Source organism: Paenibacillus sp. BK720 (assembly GCF_011761545.1).
Taxonomy (GTDB): Bacteria; Bacillota; Bacilli; order Paenibacillales; family Paenibacillaceae; genus Pristimantibacillus.
Genome location: NZ_JAASRQ010000002.1, coordinates 690,404 through 709,815, shown reverse-complemented (window position 1 = coordinate 709,815; position 19,412 = coordinate 690,404). Strand labels below are relative to the sequence as shown.

The 19,412-nt window shown below is 51.1% G+C and carries 10 protein-coding genes; 1 reads left to right on the top strand and 9 read right to left on the bottom strand.

The features are described from left to right. Positions 1-330: 330 nt before the first annotated feature. Positions 331-5,649, bottom strand: coding sequence for an S-layer homology domain-containing protein (locus FHT67_RS10050; RefSeq protein WP_167197767.1), 5,319 nt, complete (start codon positions 5,647-5,649; stop codon positions 331-333). A gap of 301 nt (positions 5,650-5,950) precedes the next feature. Between FHT67_RS10050 and FHT67_RS10045 the strand changes: the two genes are divergently transcribed. Continuing rightward, positions 5,951-6,835 carry a M15 family metallopeptidase gene (locus tag FHT67_RS10045; RefSeq protein WP_167197764.1) on the top strand — a complete coding sequence of 295 codons (885 nt, stop codon included), beginning with the start codon at positions 5,951-5,953 and terminating at the stop codon, positions 6,833-6,835. A gap of 151 nt (positions 6,836-6,986) precedes the next feature. On the opposite strand, the gene FHT67_RS10040 is transcribed toward FHT67_RS10045, so the two are convergent. From FHT67_RS10040 to FHT67_RS10005, 8 genes are all read right to left on the bottom strand, one after another. Further along, positions 6,987-8,624: a sensor histidine kinase gene (locus FHT67_RS10040; protein ID WP_208403210.1), complete on the bottom strand. Its 1,638-nt coding sequence runs from the start codon at positions 8,622-8,624 to the stop codon at positions 6,987-6,989. Between the two features lie 173 nt (positions 8,625-8,797). Further along, positions 8,798-9,679, bottom strand: coding sequence for a carbohydrate ABC transporter permease (locus tag FHT67_RS10035; protein ID WP_132306009.1), 882 nt, complete (start codon positions 9,677-9,679; stop codon positions 8,798-8,800). Between the two features lie 15 nt (positions 9,680-9,694). After that, positions 9,695-10,585: an ABC transporter permease gene (locus FHT67_RS10030; RefSeq protein WP_132306012.1), complete on the bottom strand. Its 891-nt coding sequence runs from the start codon at positions 10,583-10,585 to the stop codon at positions 9,695-9,697. Positions 10,586-10,680: 95 nt separating this feature from the next. Beyond that, entirely contained in the window at positions 10,681-12,360 is a 1,680-nt protein-coding gene (locus tag FHT67_RS10025) for an extracellular solute-binding protein (RefSeq protein WP_167197759.1), read from the bottom strand. A 96-nt stretch (positions 12,361-12,456) separates the two neighbouring features. Further along, complete coding sequence (locus FHT67_RS10020) at positions 12,457-14,001, bottom strand: response regulator (protein ID WP_167197756.1); 1,545 nt, start codon at positions 13,999-14,001, stop codon at positions 12,457-12,459. A gap of 80 nt (positions 14,002-14,081) precedes the next feature. Then, positions 14,082-16,526 carry a glycoside hydrolase family 38 N-terminal domain-containing protein gene (locus FHT67_RS10015; protein WP_132306018.1) on the bottom strand — a complete coding sequence of 815 codons (2,445 nt, stop codon included), beginning with the start codon at positions 16,524-16,526 and terminating at the stop codon, positions 14,082-14,084. A 96-nt stretch (positions 16,527-16,622) separates the two neighbouring features. Further along, the gene (locus FHT67_RS10010; protein WP_167197753.1) at positions 16,623-17,570 is read right to left on the bottom strand and encodes an ROK family protein; all 948 of its coding nucleotides are present in this window, start codon (positions 17,568-17,570) and stop codon (positions 16,623-16,625) included. A 14-nt stretch (positions 17,571-17,584) separates the two neighbouring features. Beyond that, positions 17,585-19,336, bottom strand: coding sequence for a class I mannose-6-phosphate isomerase (locus tag FHT67_RS10005; protein WP_167197750.1), 1,752 nt, complete (start codon positions 19,334-19,336; stop codon positions 17,585-17,587). Between the last annotated feature and the right edge of the window lie 76 nt (positions 19,337-19,412).

The following is a 19,412-nucleotide window of genomic DNA, read 5'->3' as shown; positions in this document are numbered from 1 at the left end:
TTGTACGTATGATGGCATCTACAGTTTGACCTCGGCCTCGCCAAGTTGTCAACGCTTTCATTATTCGAGACTCCGCATCCCGCAAAACATCCAAAAAGCGCAGCATCGCCGGATTCACGGTAGATAGCCTTTCGCTCCATGAATCTCTACACCGTCAAACGCTAAAAAATCCGTCTGATTGCTTCTCCGAATTTCTTGTTTAAATCCTCGATTCCGGAATCCAATAGCTAGTAAACTTGCAAAAACGATCACTCCCCGGCAGCCGAAATGCCGGAAAGCGATCGTTTATTGTTTGTATCTTCGTATGAACTTGCAGCGGCTCAATTCATTTTACTTCTCCATGGCTTTGAGCAAGGTCGCTAGCATCTTAGCCGCTTCTCCTCTAGATGCGCTTTTCTCTGGGGAGAATTGATTATTAGGCATGCCGCTTACAATCCCGGCTTGCTGCGCCTTTTTTACAGCCTCGCGCGCATAGGAGGAAATAGTGGCTTCGTCCTTGAAATGAACGGGCTGGGCGTTGGTCTCCAAGGTGTATCCAAGCAAGTCGGACAGTCGTACAAGAATAACCGCCATTTGTTCCCTCGAAATTTTCTCGTTGGGAGCAAAAACATTTGGTTTTACTCCAAGCACGATGCTATTCTTCTTCGCCCATTCAACGTAAGGCGAGTACCAGGCGTCCGGCCTGACGTCCGCGAACGAGCTGTTCGTGAACCCGGACACGTCCGCTCCGGCCGCTCCGGCGATCAACTTGACGAATTCACCGCGCGTGATCGTGTTATTCGGCAGGAACTGGCTGTCGTTAACGCCGCTTATCATGTCCTTGCCAACCAGATAATAGATGTCCGCTTTGGCCCAGTGAGCGTCGGCGTCTTTGAAATCCAAGATCTTCTGCGACGTTAGCACATACTCGACCGACGTCGAGGAAGTGAAAGGAATCGCTACGTTTCCGTTTTCGTCGGCGGTAAGCTCGGATACGAGCACAGGCGCTTGATCGGCGGAATTTACCGCGTAGAAGAACAGCTTTTTGCCCGCTTGATCTTTGCTCGTCGGGATTTCAAGCGTCATTTTCCCCGGAAGTGCTCCGTTCTGATTGAGAGACAAGCCCATAACGACTTTCTTTCTATTCACTTGAACAGGGGTCGAAACTTTCCCTACGGGAGCTTGATTTTTGACGTTAACGCCTAAGTCTGCGTCAGCGTTAGGATTCGTGATGTCCGCGCCAATGACTTTCCATTTGTAGCCGTTGCCCGCGAACGTCATCGTTGCGTTCTTGTCTTTCGCGAGTTCCGCGAAGACGCCGGCTTTCACGACGCTGTCCTTAGTCAAATCGACATCCGGTTTAGTCGCGACCGGACCGCCATTGTCTGGAGCCGGAGGCGTAGTCGGCTTGGCAACGATTTTCGCGATGGCCGTCGCCTTCAATCCGCTGAACGTAACCGTGATCTCTTCGTCGCCCTCGGCATCTGCGAGGATGACTCCGGCATCTTGCATGTGTGCCTTTCCGTTCTTGAAGCTGAAGGTAACGTCCTTCGCGTCAAGGGCGTAAACCGCGCCGTAAGCGTTAGTCGCTTTGATCGTCGGGATGAACGTACCGCCCACTTGAGTGGATTCAGGAACGTACAAGTTCAGCTTGACAGGCGTGACGTCCGTAGGCTTGACCGTCTCGACCGTGACGGAGCTGGCTTTTCCTCCGGAAACTCCCGTAATAACCGCGGAACCGCTGGACTTGGATGTGACTGCGCCATTCTCGTCCACGGAAGCGACCGCTTCATTACTCGAGCTCCACTTGATTCCGACCAGATCGTGATTGTTAATTTGGGTCACATAATTGGCAGGATACTCTCGGAAATCGCCGAACATATCCAATTGGACCTTGGAACCAATAACCGCACTCATCTTATTGCCGATGATGGCTTCGTTTTTAATGTACGTTTTCGTGAGAAGCGGGTCGTAAGTAAATTTCATCTTGCCGTCGGTAAGCGTTATTTTGCCGCTTCCCAGCATATCCCCGTCTCCGTGCGAGACATAGGTTTTATCCGCGCCATTGCCGGTGATGATGTATTTTACTCCGTCTACGTCCCATGTTTGAAGCGTATGAAGGTGTCCGAACAAACTGTAAATCTCGGTGTCCGGATGGGCCTTTTTATACTCGCCGAGAATAGATTCGTATCTCTTCGCATCCTCTGCGTCCATTTGGTGAGCCGTACCGAACGAATCCCTTGTAATAACATGGTCGAATACGAGCACGTTCTTCTTTGTGTTCTTGGCTAGAACGTCCTCCAGCCAATGGAACTGGGTGGAATCCGATTCGGTAATGCTTTGAATATAAGCCGAATTCAACATAATGATCTGCGTGTCTCCGTATTCGAAATGCTGCGTCGGAGAACCGAATTTCTTGTAGAAGATGTCGAGCGTGTTCTTAAAGGCCTCATGGTTGCCCGCGAGCACGAAGAACGGCTTGGCACCGAACAGCTTGGTGAAATCGTCCGCCTGATCGTACTGCAATTGCGAGCCGTCGTCGACGATGTCGCCCATGTGCATGACCAAGGAAGTATCGTCGGCTGCCGCGCGGCTAAACAGCTTTTGGGTAAAAGCGTTGCCTTGCGTATCCGGAATAACCGAGATGCTGAAGTTATGGCCGTCCGCAGGCTGGGCGACGGCTTCGAGCGTCAATTCATCCTTATAGGTTGGCATGGCATTCCCCGCATTATCCCGGGCATTGATGCTTAAGGTATAGTCGCCATTCGCCAAGTTGCTTGCCGGTTCGGCATAGCCCCAACCCGTGTTGGCATCGTAATACACAGGCAGCTCGATATCATTCATCCTAACGGAAATGCTCGCCGGATCCACTTGCGATTTGCTATCCAACAGCTTGAACGTTACCCTAGGCGTCGGAATTTTCACCTTGACATCTTTCGTCGGCGTTACGTCCGTCATCGTCGGAGCTTCTTCGTCCGGCGTCAAATCCACATGGTACGTTTTATCGATCCAAGGAACGGACTGGTTGCCTGCTCCGTCCTTTGCTTCAACGTATACCCTGTAATCCCCTTGAACCAGATTTTCCAGCTTGAAGCTGAGACGACCCGTATCTTTGTCGTAAGTATAAGTCTGCGGCGCGTCGTTCACTTTGACGATAATGCTGTCCTCTTTCACGCCCGAGAGGTTATCGGTTATCGTCGTCGAGAAATCAAGGGTGCTGTCGAACCAGCCGTCTGACGATGGGAGCGTATTGGTGAATACGGGACCGCTGATGTCTTGAACGTCGTCGGTATAAATAAATTTCATATCGTCGAAATAGATCGAACCGGAATAGTTAGGCTTCGTTTTCGTTGTCTCGGCCATGTACACGTAATTCAGCCGTATCGGCAACGCCCAGCCTTGAGGAATATTGAGTTCGAGATATTTCCAGCCTACCCAATCGATATCTTGGGTTTCGGTAGTCAGATCGAGCGTTTTGTTCGTGTTGGTACCGTCTTTAAAGATGACCCTGAGCCAAGGAGCTTTGCCGTCTCCGTATACCCAAATCCCAAACTTCTTCGGATAGATATCGGTTTTATAGGATTTATCCATCGAATCGGCAAGGTCATCGCTCCAATTGGGGCTCTTATACCAATGCGGAATCCAATTCAAAGTGCCGTTTGCGGCTTTACTCCAATTGGCCATGTCGTAATCCATTTTAAAGCTTCGGTCTCCCGAATGCTTGATGGTCGTTGAGAAACTGAAATAAGGGCTGCTTGCGGCATTCGTATTCGCAGGATAGGCTGTTCCGCTATAATGATAACCTTGAATCGGGTAGTTGCTCGGATGGATTCCGACACTGTCCGAAACGGTATCGAAGTTGTCGATGATCTGCTCTTTGGGTCCGACCGTGACATTCGTCGTTATCGTATACGATCCGAACGTTGCGGTAAGCGTGCCCGTGCCGCCGTTCTCGTTCGTCGTGACGAGACCGCTTGCGTCTACGTCCCCGATGCCTCCGGAAAGGCTCCAAGTCGCGACGGAAGGATCAATGTACACCTGATTTCCGGATCCGTCGACCGCGGTGAATCCAAACTGCTTCTTCTCATTGTTCATCATAACCACGTTATTGCTGGTAAAGGCGGCATTGTTGACGGTATTCACGACCGTTACCTTTGCGCTGCCTTTCACCCCGTCCACCGTCGCGGTTACTTCCCCTGCACCGATTCCTGCATTCGCGACATAATGGCCGGCCGGGTCGACGCTTCCGATGGTCGATGCCCAAGCGGCGGGACCGTTGCCGCTGGAGATGGGATTGCCGAATTCATCCGCCAAACGATAGGAGAAATCGTATTTCGAGCCGGTATAGAGCGTCACATTCTTGTCGACGACCACGTTGCCGACAGTCGCGCCTTTCGTCGCCGTGCTAACGAATAACAAGGAGCTGGAAACGAGTCTGGATCCGTTGACATCGCCAGGATGGCTTATCGTTACCGGACGATCGCTGCCGGCTTGGCGCACGATCATCTCCGTTGAACCGCCGCCGTCCAGATTAAGCGCATTGACCGCTCCCGCTTCTTGCAAATATTTCGCAAGATCGTCAAGACTTGTCCCGATGCTGCCGGTATAACTGGAACTTGGTTTGTCTACGGTAACCGCGATTAAGCTTCCGTCCGCCTTCATGCCCAATGCCGTATGGGCGTTGGGAGCCGTATCTCCGGTCGACAGCGCTACGCCGTCACGCACCAGCCAGGTGTTAAAGGTAATTGACGTCACGATACCATTGTTCATCCTATCGTTGTTGTTCGCATCTTTGCCTGCGTACAAGTCGTATTTAAAGCTAACCTCGGCGTTGGTTTGCAACGCCTCGACGATCGGTTTCGATGTGCCTACGCCTTCCAGAACGACGGAGTCGTCGGGAATATCGAAGCCTTCCGTGGAAGTTACGTTAACGACGGTACCCGTGTAATCCTGCCCCGGATGAATGCCGTCGAAATTGCCGTTGACGCGAATCAACGCAAAAGCCGATTTGCCTCTGTCGGCAGCGTAGTTATGCGTCATTTTACGCGTTTTCGTAATTTTGCTCGTGTGGATGACCAAACCGTTCGTCACTTTTTGGTTTCGGTTAAGCAGATTTACGTCGTACTGGGCCCCCGCAACCGAGATTTTGCCTTCCGCATGAATTTGGTTAATTCCCGGCTTATTTGCGTTGTCCATGTAAAAGCTGGTGCGATAATTCGTTGCATTTTCGTCTGGCGCCTGGCTGATAATCAGCTCGCCGTCCTTCATCATCAGCCCAAGCGGACTTCCGGAGGCAGGATCGATATCGTAAAAATCGCCGTCGATACCGGCAATGACTTGATTGCCTTTCAACATTTCCCGGTTTGCCTGGTCGCCGATCGTTTCCACGGCGCTTATAGTGTCGTACGCCTTGGCAGTGATGATCCTCGTATTCGAATCAGCCGGGTTAATATCCAGACGGTTAACGACTACTCGATTGTTCTCTTTATAGTAGTTACTGTACTCCTCCGAGGTAAAGTGGACGCCGGAGGAAATTTTCTCGCTTTTCAGGACATTTACGCCTGGCGGAGCTGCATTGGCTGTGAAAGCGCCAATATTGGATAAGTTCAATACCGTTGCGAGTGCCAGCACCATCGCCGGCAACTTTTTGTTTCTTATAAACCTTCTCATGATGACTCTCCTCTTATTTCGAATAAATGATTGTTTGGTGCGAGCCTCCTTAGATCAGCAATTTATTTTATCGATGAAACATTATCCAAACTCGAGAGTAAATCGCGTTTTTTGTTAAAAGTTTCATATGTTATTGTAAATTTCCACATGGTTATAGATCTGGTGCTGCTTAGGTTGATATTAAACAGTCAATAGCGTTGGAGCCGGATGAAAGGTTTTAATAAATCTTTAAGATTTTCAATTGCTTTATTTTAAATTTGTTTCCTTAAGCTAGAAAAGAGAGAATGAGGAGGGACAATTCATGAGAAAATGGTTTTTACTGCTTACGGCATTGTTGTCGGTGATAGTGATCTATAATCGGTTCATGAGGGCAGATGACGAGCTTCCGATTCAACAGGCTGTGAAGGGCAGCCCTTCGGAATCGTCCATTTCGGAGAGTGGACCGCATAATGACAAGCTTGTAATCCGAGTCGGGAAGAATCAAGTACACGAGGGGAATTTGCTTCTCATCAACGAGGAGCTTGCTGTACCGCCTAATCATGCGGATGCCGAAGCGGTGAACTTGTTTGAGCATAAGGAATTGCGAAATGGCTTCGGCTTGCTGGACAGAACCGTTAGGCTTTCTCCCGATTTGACAAAGAAATTCGCTACGATGATCAAAGACGCCGCCGATGACGGTATAGATCATTTTCTTATCAGCAGCGGTTATCGAAACAACAAGGAGCAAAACGCGCTATACGAAGAATTGGGACCGGATATCGCGGCAGTTCCTGGACATAGCGAGCATAACTTAGGGCTTGCATTAGACATCGGTTCGACGACGGCGCAGATGAAAGACGCACCGGAAGGAAGATGGTTGAAGGAGAACTCCTGGAGGTATGGGTTTATCGTTCGTTATCCTGAGGATAAAACCACAATTACGGATGTCGTGAACGAGCCTTGGCATATACGGTATGTCGGGCTTCCGCATAGCGCAATCATGCAAGAGAATCATTGGGCGTTCGAGGAATACTTGGATAATTTAAAAGAGCGCAAATCAATCACGACGGTTGTCTCGGGCATAACATACGCCGTCTACTATTTTCCGGTATCTTCGAATACGACGCTCCACGTGCCTGCTGCCGGAAACTACGAAATATCTGGAAACAATTCGGACGGCGTGATTGTGACCGTTATGAAATCATAAGCTTAATCGGCTGTATAAACTTAACGATTTCGGTTTAACAATTAATAACAGAAGGAGCAGTCTGCCAGGATTGATGGCAGACTGCTCCTTGATTGCTTTGAACGCTAATGAAATCTTCATCATTCTAGTTTCTATCTATTCCTGCCTTTTCCTAATCTTTGGGTATCGTAACGCTCACCCGCGTCCAGCACCCGGGCTCGCTAGCAATGGTAATGCCGTATGGGCTTCCGTATTGAACCCTTATCCGCTCGTGAACATTGCGGAGACCGTACCCTTTAGACTGTTGGGTCAGCAGGGCATCGGCTATGTCAGGCTGAATCCCCGGACCGTTATCCTCGACAGTGAATACAAGAGTTTTATCGTCTTCCCCCAGCTTTCCGCTTATTCGCAGAGCCCCTCTTCCGGTTCGCTTCTGGTCGATCCCGTGCTCGATCGCATTTTCCACGATAGGCTGCAGAATGAGCTTAATGATTTGCTGTTCGACGATTCTCTCATCAATCTCGTACGCGACGTCGAAATTGTAATCATGCATGATTAATTGCATCTCGAGATAAGATTTCGTGTTCAGAAATTCGTCCTTGACGAGGATATGATCCTTCCCTTGATTCAGCGTCGTGCGATAAAACGTGGACAAGAATCCCGCCACCCGGCTTATTTCGTCAGCCCCTGCGTCAATCGCCTTCCAATTGATAACCGACAACGAATTATAAAGGAAATGCGGATTAATCTGGGCCTGCAACGCTCTCAATTCGGCCTCTCTTTGGGTAATCTTGTTCTGGTAGCCTTCCTCGATTAACAGGTTGATACTCGCCAGCATCTTGCCGAAGCGGGATTCCAGCTCCCCGATCTCGTCGCTTGCATGAACCTTCAAGTTGATCGTAAGCGTGCCTTCCTCAACCAATCTCATCTTATGGTTAAGACGCTGAATCCTTCTTACAAACCCGCGGGTGAATAGGCCTATGATGAACAATAACACGACTACGCTGATGCCTTCGATAATCAAGGTTGCGCGAATGATTTTCCATGGACTGACCGTTAATGCCTTGACGGGTACAATCAAGGACAACGTCCAGTTGGATTCCCTAAGCTTGCGCTGGAGCAAAATATATCCCGGAAGCTTTCTACTCCCTACCTGAAGCTGCATCTCCGCAAGCTTGCCCGCATCGAATCCATTATTCGAGTCCGGCTCCGCCTTGTATACCACGTTTCCCTGGGGATCGGTGATGACCGCTATCGCTTGCTTGATGTCGGACAGATCCAAAGAGCTGGATAAAAAGTTCGGAACCAATTCTACATAAACAAGGTTCTTTTTCTCGTAATTGATGTCCCCGAATATTCGCCGTACGCCGAAAATTTTGCCGTCCCGCGCATACCAGTGCGTATCAATCGTCTGCATGGCCTCTTTATACCAATCTTCGCGCTCCACCGAAGCAATCGGCATGATGGAATTCATGCGTTGCGTCAGGTTGTTTTCCGTATATATGACAATCCGCTCTATATCTTTGTTTAAGGATGTCGTCGTATTGATAAGCGGGTCGACGGTCTCCTTCAGATCCACGTACATCTCAAAATAGCTATCGTATTCCTTGTTGAAAATTTGCGAGAAATTCGGGTTATAGCTGATTAATTCGATGGCCGAGTTAAATCTTTGAAGTTTATAGCTCAGGTTATCGTCGATTTTTCTCAAATTATCTTGCAAGACAATATGGGCCTGCTCCAGCTGCAGCTTTTTGGATTGCTGATAAGAATAGATTCCCAGAATCGTAAGCGGAATTAAAATCACGGCCATGTAAGAAACAAACAGTTTGTGCCTTAATTTCATGGAGTTGAACCAGTTCGCAAGCAACGGCATATCCGCCCTTTCCCTTTGTGCATGATCCTGCTTCGCAGATTCCGATGCACGCTGCTTAACGGCTTCGCCAATCCGACCATCCTATCTTCCACTTTAAGCGCCGATTTCCTCTATTCTTTTACCGCGCCAAGCACGATGCCGTTCACGAAATATTTTTGCAGAAACGGATAAATCAGCAAAATCGGGACCATGGACACCATCACTTTGGCAGAATTAAGCAGCTGGCTTGACATATTCGTCAATCGCCTTATTTCTTCGGGGTCCGTCGTATTCATGATCGAGCTGACGCTGATGATCAATTGCTGAATATAGGTTTGAAGCGGCCAGTGCTCTTTATGATTAATGAGAACCATGCCGTCAAAGAAGGCGTTCCAATGCCCAACGATCGAAAATAGCGTTACGGTAGCCAAGGCCGGCAAGGAAATCGGGACAAAAATGACAAAAAGCATTTTCCATGGTCCCGCTCCGTCCATACTCGCCGCTTCCTCCAATTCCTTCGGAATGCCCCGGAAAAAATTCATGAGCAGGATGACGTTAAAAATAGGGACGGCCGGCGGCAGCACCAGTGCCCAGATCGAATCCAGCAAACCAAGCGAAGATATAGTCATATACCAAGGAATCAACCCGCCGTTGAACAGCATGCAAAAAATAACAAACCACATATAGACATTCCGGCCGGGGAACAGCTTAGCCGATCTGGACAAAGGATACGCCATCAATATCGTAATGATAAAATTGATTGCCCCTCCAAGCAGCACCCTTTGAATCGAAACGCCAAAGGATAAGAAGAAGCTGCGGTCTCTAAGGATCGACTCGTATGCGCTAAGATTAAATTCAACCGGCCAGAAATAGACTTGCCCCGACATGGCCGGTATTTTGCCGCTAAACGAAATGGCCAGCGTATTTATGATCGGCGCGATAGACAAAAAGGCGATAACGCCCAAAATGAGATAGATTGTCAGATCAGCATACCGGTTTGTTCCACGAATCATATCAATCGTCTCCCGTCAAAAGATGCGGTAATTGGCAAAGCGTGCGGCAAGCATGTAAGAGACAGCGATCAGGAGAAAGCTGACGAGAGATTTCAGCAAGCCGACAGCCGTAGCCAAGCCATATTGGATTTCCTGCAATCCCGCGCGATACACGTAAGTATCGATAATATCTCCCGTCTGGTAGACGATGGGATTATACAGGTTCAGGATCTGTTCAAAGCCGGCGTTCAACACGTTCCCGAGACTTAAGGTCGCGAGCAGGATCACCGTTGGCAGCAAGCTGGGGATCGTAATATAAAGCAATCGTTGAAAACGGCCGGCTCCGTCAATGGCAGCCGCTTCGTATAAATTCGTGTTAATCGAGGTAAGAGCGGCAACGTAGATAATCGTGTTGAAACCGAACTCCTTCCACACGTCGCTGGCAACCAGCACCACCCTAAACCAACTATTGCTCTGCAAGAACATAATCGGTTCTCCGCCGAATACATGAACCACTTGGTTGACGACGCCATCGAGGCTAAGCAAATTGATCATGATGCCGGACAGGATAACCCAGGACATGAAATGCGGCAAATAGACGATCGTCTGAACGATCCGTTTGAATTTCACGTTAATAACTTCATGAAGGAGCAGAGCGAATGTGAGCGGAACGGCCATGCCGAATACGATTTTCAGTGAAGCAATGATAATCGTGTTGACAAAAACAACGCGGCTATCCGGCAAGGCAAACATATATTCAAAGTTTTCCCAGCCTACCCACTCCGAACGAAATATACCAAGCGTCGGTTGAAAATCCTGAAACGCAATCACGATGCCGAACATCGGAATGACACTGAACACGAGAAGCAGCGCAATCCCGGGCATCAACATGATGTGATAATTACGGATAAAAGTGCGGTTTCTCATTCCATCTCCACCTACGCGAAAAATTTGAATTCATGAATACGGGGCCACCTCATCTTCCTGGCAGCCCCTGACAGCAACTCGAATAGTCGGCTTGATTACTTCTGTTTGACGATTTCCCCAATTTCTTTCGCGACCTGATCTCCGCCAATGGATTTCCAAGTGGAGACGAATTTGTCGAACTCATCCAAAGGCGCTGAGCCCGTAATAATTTTCAAGAACGTTTCATTCTCCAGCTTATCGAGGTTTGCGCCTCTCTTCAGCATCGTTTCGGTATTGCCGTAGAAAACGGGATCAATGCGTTTCAATTCCTTGGCGCCGGTTACGGCAGCCGCGGTATAGAACGCCAGCGAATCCGCGTACGCCGCCATATCCTGCTTCGGATTATCGTGATTTTTCAGAAGCGACTCGACGCGAGGCAGGATGCGTGCCGGCAAATCGGTCTTATCCTTGTCTTGAAGGACTTTGTCGTAGATCGGTATGTCTCTGGCAAGCGAATCCTGGAAGTCAAGCTGCAGGTTGAGCGGGTAATTGAGCCAACCTACGCCCTGCCCCTTGTAAAGCTCCTGGGTTGCGGGATCAATCAAGCGAATGCCTTCATACTCCACATTCAACACCTTAAGAACTGCCTCCGGATTTTTCGCGTTTTTGTTGACGACAAGGAACGAGCCCGAAGGAACGGACGGTACGATGTTGCGCTGGCCCGCGTCATCGAGCGGGACGGCGAGCGGTACCCAGTCGGCGTTTGCGTTGGCCTTCACCGCATCGGACATGGCCCAGCCGGCGAACCATGGCGCAAATAAAATGCCCGCGCGTCCGCTCGATACCAATCCGGCGTTATCTTCCCATTTCCGCGTCAGGAATTCCTTGTCTATTAGACCGTTTGCGTACATGTCGCGCAATACGCCAAGAGCTTGCTTGGTTTCCGGCGTAGTAGAGCCGTAGAAGATGTTGCCCTCTTCATCCTTGAACCAGCTCTTAGGATAGGAGTGATAGGCGTTAAAAATAGGATCAAAGGTGAAGAATCCTCCGTCTCCGACAATTGTCGGATCTCCTAGAAGTCCGGTTGTGTCTTTCGCGCCGTTGCCGTCGGGATCCTGCTCGACGAAAGCTTTGACGATGCCTTTAACGTCATCCACGGTCTTCGGAAGCTGGAGCTGAAGCTTGTCCAGCCAATCCTTGCGAATCCAGAGCAGCTGAAAATTCCCGTCGATATTCGTGTTCGGAAGCGCATACAGCTTTCCGTCGATTTTGCCGGTGTTCAGGACCCGGTCTCCGGTATAGGAATTATAGTACTCTTTAATCAACGGCGAAGCGTAGTCCTCATAGATGTCGGTTAGATCGGCCAGCATATTGGCTTTGGCCAATTGATGGAACTGCTGCTCGTCAACGATCATCACGTCGGGTATGTTGTTGCTGGCAATCGCTAAGGTGACTTTCTGATTGTAGGCCTTCAAATCCTCAACCGAGAACTCGTACTGGACGTCAACGTTTAGACGTTCCTCCACGTATCTCAGATATTCGTTGTCCTCCAGCGTGTCGCCGGCAGGCAAGTTGTTGCCGGACACGCCTTGCCGTCCCAGCGTAATCTTGACGGTATCCTCATACTTGGCGAACGGTCCGTCTGTCGCGGACGCGTTGCTGGATTCGGCGGGCGACTGAGAATTATCCGGTTCTGTCGCCGTATTAGGCGATGGACCGTTATTCCCGCCGCTGCAAGCGCTCACGCCGAGGAGTGCCGTCATGCTAAGCAAGATAAGCCATTTTTTTCTGTTCATGCCCCAACCTCCAATGATTTAACTTGTAACGTGTCCATCATACCAGCGTTTCGCAAACGCCCTCTATCTCATATATTTATGATTTGCGCCATTTTTTTACGGAGTTCTTTCCCTGTATTTGGCCGGAGTTACGCCATAATGCTGACGAAAGGACTGGATGAAATAGTTCGAGTTTCTGTACCCCAGCTTTTGGCAAATATCAACGATTTTCATGTTCGTATCCCTCAGCAGCACCACGGCTTTGTCCATGCGTACTTGCGTAATATACCGGATCAAGCTTTGACCTGTTTCCTTCTTGAAGAGGTAGCTTAAATAGCTGGGCGTTAAATAGACCTGTTCGGCAATTCCCTCTAGAGAGAGGTCCTGATCGTAACGCTCCTCGATCATCTGTTTGATCTGCTCAATGATCCTATTCGCGGATTCTTCTTTGTTCCTGGCGCCGGTGCAGGATTCTACCAGGTCGAAGACGCCGAGCATCAGATCCTTCAGCTCGTGCAAAGAAGAAGACCGGGAGATTTTGTCCAAGTAATCGTTAATAACCGCAAGACTTTTCTTATGCTCTTTCACCAGCAGCTTGTTCATGATCTCCGAGCATAAAAATTTCGTGTAGAGCGAAGAAAAATGACCTGTTGTTTTCAAATAGGAGAACAGCAGCTCGACCCCGTATTTGGCTCCTCGCAAGTCGCTGAAATTTACGCACTGGTAAATTTTATCCGAAATCGACTGTAATTCTACCTCGTCAAAAGAAGCTTCGGAGAAATGTTCTTCGGCAAACAAAATCGCTTGTTCATTCATGAAAAACTTGAATTCCAGCAAACGCTCAATCCCGCAGTAAGCGGAATGAACGCCATCCCATCCTTCGGCAGAGGCGCCGACAATAATGCCTACCGTCTGCCCGTAACGCTCTAACGTGCTTGCGGAGACCGTTTCGGCCAAAAACCGGAGTGTCTCCCTGGACAACGGAACGGGATGGCGGATGAACAGAAGGCTTTGATTCTCGTTCACGTTCAAATAGTCGAAAGGGAGATTGAGGCGTTCATGGAGCATCGCCAAAAAATCGTCATTATGCATATCGAAAAAATGACGAGGGCACTCCACGAGCAAGAGATGGATGGACTCCGGTTCCGCGTCATCTATTCGAGCAGCTGCGGGGGGCTTCATCGGTCTGGTTCCGTTTATCGCATCCAGCAGCATCTTTTCTCTCTCGTATGCCATTCCTAAGCGGTAGCCTTCCAGCAGCTGAAGCTCCCGCTTTCTATCGGCCTCCTTCTCCAGGCAAGCGTCCGTCGCCCTCTGGATCGCCGCAAGAAATTCAGGCACCTGTATCGGCTTCAGCAGGTAATTCGAAACGTTGGCGCGCATCGCTCTTCTCGCGTATTCAAACTCGTTGAATGCGCTGTAGATAATAAGCTCGATATCCGGATGTTCCTCCCGGATTTTTTCGGACAATTCCAGACCGTCCATAAAGGGCATCTTAATATCCGTAATGACAATATCGACCGGCTCGCTTCGCACGATTTGGAGGGCTGCCTCGCCGTTCTCCGCCACGAGGGGATCCAGCTCCAGCTTTAATTTTCGAATCAGATTGCGAATGCCTTCCCGTTCTATTCTCTCGTCGTCAACAATCAGAATCCGATGCATACGAAACTCCTTCCTGCACGCAAAAGCACAAAAAGGGCTTCTCTGTTGACAGAGATAACGCCCTTCTTATGCTTGCTGAACTATATACTTCTAAAAGCTATTGTACCCGCGTTTACGGAGTGGTTCGCCCGAACGGCTTCGTCTACCGCATGGAACGGCTTGCCCCACTGAAGCGTATAGCGGAATTCATAGAACCCGCCCAGCGTCGCCTTGAAATTCGTCTCCCAATAGTTGGTCAGAACCCAGGCGTACAAAGATTTGCGTTCGTGAGGCTCCTGGCCCTGAACCCTTCTCTCGCCGAACTCCAACGGCCCGGCCTGCATGAGCGGCGTGTCCGGCGTGGCTAGAGCAAGTCCGCCAGTCGGCGCGGCAAGCGCCAGCCCTTCCTGAATGCAATAGAAATCCGTCAGCGTACCCGGAATTTGGTCGATTCCCGGACGAATGGCTGCCCCTGCCTTCTCAAACCACAGCTGGCCGTTGTCCTCCCGCAGGAAAGGCAAGGAAATGTAAACGTTCTCGGGTTCCCACACGCTCGTTTTGTGCATGCGGACGGACACGTCAACTCTTGCCTGCCCTTTATATACCTTCAGGAAGAGCGAGTAGTGACTCATTCCTTCCACTTGGTAAACAAGCTCCACGATGGCGTACAGCGCTCCGTTTGTTATTTCTTTGACTCCGGAAAGACGGCCAAAGGAGCGCTCGACATTCATCCCTTTGCGGTTTCGGCCCATAATTCTTCTGACGGTCATCTGATCGCCGTGCTCTCCCTTGGTCACTTCATAGACTGGCGTAAAGGCGCCGCAGGCCTGATCGGCATCAATCAGTTCCTTGCCCGTACTCTTGTCTACCCAGGAGACGATTCCCGCTCCGCGCTGCCAAGAAATTCGCACCTCGGCGGACTCGACGCTATTTTCTGTAATCGTGATCTTGTTGGGTTCTTGCGCTTGCGGGATGAGATCGCGAATATCATGGATGCGGTCGGCGCCTATCAAGCGCGTGCTGCTCGTGGTGCGTCCCGCGGCGGAAGCCGTGGCGCTACGGATCACGTATCGTTTCTCTTCCTTCGCGCCCAGCTTGGCCATAACCGCAATTTGATACCCTCTGCTCACTTTTTCCTGCTGGTGGGGCACAATCTCCCCGCTCTGTTCCTCGATGACTTCCATGCCGTTCCGGAAATAATCGGCCTCCCACTGCTCTTCCAGGTAGAAGAAGGCGAGATCCTCGACGGGGTAGTCAAACGAATTGATCACTTTATAAGTAAATTCCCGGTTCGGCCTCAGCAGCACGTCCCCCTGGTCCTGCAGCACTCTGTCCAGCGACCGGTAAACCAGGCGGCTTGCGTTCGCGGCATAGGCTTCTTTGCGAACCCCCAATTCCTGCACCATCTGATGCCACGGCTCGGAGATGGAGGAGTGATACCCCCAGGTATGCTCGGCGTACATCATTAATTGCTGCTCGGCTTCTTTCATCTCATTCGCTTGAACGCTCTTGCCTTGCGGATCAAGCCGTTTCACGACGGACAGCATTCGCTGGGCGTTGCGGAATATTTGCGTATGCATGGCGGTTGATGCCACGCCGTCGGACCACCAATCCGGCCAGTCTCCCTTGTACACCGGGATCTCCGCATCTTGTTGCTTGACCAGATCGAAATAGCGGTTCAGCGTGGTCATCTCAATCTCTACACGGTCCCCATGCTTCGCATTCCATTCGTGAATGAAGCTCATGACGCGGCCGTTTGGCGCAGCGTTGTCCCGCAGAAGCCCCATGACGTTGACCAATATAAAATCGTACGGATAGTCTTCCTTCTCCAATTGCTCAAGATAACGCGTTATTCTCGTCTCGGCGATCTTCCAATGATCTTCGGCGATGCCCCAAACCGGCGTTTCGTCCCGAACGGAGTAGGATAACGTTCCGTCGGGATTAATTCCCAGATCATTGCCCATCATATAATGCTCGCCGCTCCAAACGAGAATACGCTTGCCGCTTGGCGCCTCCCAATAAAACGGGAATTGCTTGCGCCCAATGGCGAACATGCCATGGTGGGTATGGATGCAGCTCAGCAGGTGCTCAATGCCGGCATCGGCCAAGGCCTCCGCATATCCCCAGCTGTAGCCGTTGATGTCGGCGGTCATCGCCGATCTGACGCTAAGACCGTACGGCGCGGCGAATTTCCCGGCTCTTGCCAGCATCTCCGTAAGCAGCTCATATTGAATAAGTTCCGTCATGTTCAAATAAGTACCCGACAGCTCGATATCTCCCCTGCTCAAGGCGTCGACAAAACGTTTCTTCTCTTCATCCGTCGCGTTCTCGAGAAACTTCTCGACGGCCCAGAAGGTCTCGCATGTCCACTTGAAGCCTTTCCATTCCGGATGCTTTTCCGTATGCGATGCCTCGCAGATCGCTACGGCCTGTCTAATGAAATCCACATGATATTGCTCAATTTTTTCCTGTCTTTCCGTATAACCGATGTCCGTGTGAGAGTGATGAATCACATAAATTTTCCACTTTTTCTTTGCGGTTTGCATTTGCTGTCTCTCCCCTAATCAAGTGTTCTCTCCCTGCTTGCGATCAGTATAGCGCCAGGCCAAATAAAGCGGTAGACGACATTTTTGCGATTCGTATCAGTTTTTTTCGTTCCCGTCCGGCAACCTTAAAAACCCGTGTACGCCAAGAAGCGTGCTGGACAACGTATCGCGGCTGACGCGAACTTCGGCCAGCAGACGGGACTTTTCCGCCGCCTCCCGAAAAGCGGGAACGAACAGATGCGCGCTCCTCGAGATCTGGCCGCCGAGAACGATGCGATCAGGCTTAAAGCGGGTTAGCGACGGGATTAAGATATCGGCCATCCGCAATCCGAATTGCTCGAAAAGCTGCAACGCCGCCTTATCGCCTGCATCCGCCAGGCCGGCCAATCCCCGAACGTCCAGCTGCGCGCCATCCAGACCCAGCCCGGCGGCCAGCTGCAATACGCCCCTGCGGGAGACATAGTCGTCCGCGATGCCATCCCGATAAGGAACGGTATATAACCAGCCTTCGGCCGGCACATCCCGGCGGTGTTTCACCAGCCGCCCGCGCTCTAGAAAGCAAGATCCCAGTCCCGTGCCGATCGTCAAGCAGACCGCTCGATCGGCACCTTCCGCCGCACCGCCCGGGCTTGTCTCGCCAAGACCAAACAGAGCCGCGTCGTTCTCGAAAGCGATCCGGAAATGTTGCGAGAGCCTTCCGCTCGTCCGCTCGTCCGCGCGCAGCGATTTCTCGAGCAGCCGACCGACAGGCAAACCGTACAGCGATTCAAATTTGCCCAGTCCTTGAATGCGGCTGACTCCTTCTTCATAATCAAACGGACCGGGAAAAGCTATGCCTAGTCCCTCCACCGCCGCATCCGGCCCGGCCTTGGAGAGAATGTCCGCGAAGATGTCCGCAAAATGGGCTATCATCGGTCCGGCTGCAAGATCGGCCCGCGATTCATAGTGGCCCGCGGTTTCTTCGGCAATTACGCCATCCCTTAAGGCGGCCGCTTTAATCTGCGTCCCGCCCACGTCAAAGGCAACTATCCAGGATAATTTCATTTGCGCAGCGCCTCCTATGCCCGGACATACGCTTTTATCGTAGCTAACGTCTTGCCCGCGCTTGGTCCGCTAGGCCGAATCGTGTAGGAAGCGACGGAGGCCGGCACAATAAACGTCTCGGCATAATGAACGACGAAAGGCTCGAAGGATCCGTCCGGGCTTTCGATCGTCGCTTCTTCTCCTTCAATTAGATTGAGCATATGGACGCTGCCGTTCTGCGTATGCAAGACGGGTTCGGAGAACCAGTGACGTCTCGTCTCGATGAACTCAAGCCCGTGAAGTCCCGTACGCTCTTCCTGCCAGCCCGCCCCTTCTCCGATAGGCTCAATGCTATTCACGCATTCCGCTTCGATCCATGGCGTAGTTCGATCCCATCGAATAACCTGCCCGCCATGCTCCAAATGCACCGGGCGAGGCTTGCCGTCTAGTCCCAACCGGTCCCAGTCCCATAGCTTAAAGGTGAAAATGTACGGCGTGGCGCTGATCTCCAGTACCATGCAGCCTGCCGCGGAGCAATGGACCGTGCCCGCGGGGATGAGAAAGTGGTCGTGCCTCGCTGCCGGGAACGAATTGACATACTTCTCCGCGGGGAACGTATATCCGCCTGCCTGCGCTTTGCGCAGATCTTCAAGCATATCCCCGGAGGAGACGTTCTCCCGCAGCCCGAGATACACTTGCGCTCCCGGAGAGGCGTCGAGAATGTAATAGCTCTCGTCTTGGGTGTAGGTCATGCCGAAGTGTTCGCGGATATACTCCGTTGTCGGATGGACCTGCAGGCTTAAAGGCTGACCGCCTATGGTATCGAGGAAGTCGAAACGGATGGGAAATTCAGCTCCGAACCGCGCGTATACCTTCTCGCCAAGCAATTTAATAGATTGGAAGAATACCAGATTGATCGCCGGCAGCTCTACGAGAATGGTGCCATATTGAAAATACAGGCTGTTCTCCTCCGGTACGCCGTCGAACCCCCAGGCATAGGGATGCTCGCGCTTGGGCAGATCGATCCGCTTCTCCAGCCAAGTTCCTCCCCATACGCCGGGATCGAAATAAGGAACCAGCCGGAATGGACGGCTTGCCGCCTGGTCCATCCCCTCAAACAGCGCTTGACGGGTAACCATCTTGGGAGAATTCTGAACGTTCGTATCCAGATAGTAGTCGATTTCGCCGAGCCGCTTCTTCTTAAGCCGATCCGCCATGCGCCACTCGAAGAAGAACCCCCGCTTGTATAAGCGCAGGATATCGTCCTCGCGACGTCCCGCTCGCCAATTGCCGAGTTCTCCTGCCCGGTATCGCTGCTGGATCTCCCAACGGGCCAGATCCGCATAAATGACCAGGTCTCCCCGGGCGATCAGCGAAGCGCCGAAGCCGATGACAAGAACGATGCCATCCTCCAAAGCATCAATCCGGCTGCGAAGAGCGCGGATCCGATCCGTTTCATAAAACTCTTCGATTCGAAAAGGCGCCATAAAACCGAATACGCGGTCATCCGTCAGATAACGTTCTACTTTGCCGTCGACTGCATCGGGAGTCAACGCCGCTTCCTCGGCTTTAACGACGGCTAACGAATCCATAGCACGACTTAATCCTTCGACGACTTCCTCCTGGCGGACGCCCGGGTAGCATTCCAGCACAACCACCGTTTTTCTTTTCCCAAGGCGCTTGATCGCGGAAGCAAGCTCGAAGCCAACCGCTTCGTACCCCTCCCAGGCCTCGTCTTCCCATCCCCGAATCGCGATAAAAGGCTCTTTATCGTAGCTTGATGACATATGAATGATGCCACTCCTTTGCGTTGGTTTATTACAATATAACATAAACTAACACAAACTAACATAATTTTTCACA

Bases quoted from the DNA above. Each gene is read 5' to 3' on its own strand.
- FHT67_RS10035 (WP_132306009.1), bottom strand. From the start codon at position 9,679: ATGATTCGTGGAACAAACCGGTATGCTGATCTGACAATCTATCTCATT.
- FHT67_RS10030 (WP_132306012.1), bottom strand. From the start codon at position 10,585: ATGAGAAACCGCACTTTTATCCGTAATTATCACATCATGTTGATGCCC.
- FHT67_RS10045 (WP_167197764.1), top strand. From the start codon at position 5,951: ATGAGAAAATGGTTTTTACTGCTTACGGCATTGTTGTCGGTGATAGTG.
- FHT67_RS10020 (WP_167197756.1), bottom strand. From the start codon at position 14,001: ATGCATCGGATTCTGATTGTTGACGACGAGAGAATAGAACGGGAAGGC.
- FHT67_RS10010 (WP_167197753.1), bottom strand. From the start codon at position 17,570: ATGAAATTATCCTGGATAGTTGCCTTTGACGTGGGCGGGACGCAGATT.
- FHT67_RS10005 (WP_167197750.1), bottom strand. From the start codon at position 19,336: ATGTCATCAAGCTACGATAAAGAGCCTTTTATCGCGATTCGGGGATGG.
- FHT67_RS10025 (WP_167197759.1), bottom strand. From the start codon at position 12,360: ATGAACAGAAAAAAATGGCTTATCTTGCTTAGCATGACGGCACTCCTC.
- FHT67_RS10040 (WP_208403210.1), bottom strand. From the start codon at position 8,624: ATGGCCGTGATTTTAATTCCGCTTACGATTCTGGGAATCTATTCTTAT.
- FHT67_RS10015 (WP_132306018.1), bottom strand. From the start codon at position 16,526: ATGCAAACCGCAAAGAAAAAGTGGAAAATTTATGTGATTCATCACTCT.
- FHT67_RS10050 (WP_167197767.1), bottom strand. From the start codon at position 5,649: ATGAGAAGGTTTATAAGAAACAAAAAGTTGCCGGCGATGGTGCTGGCA.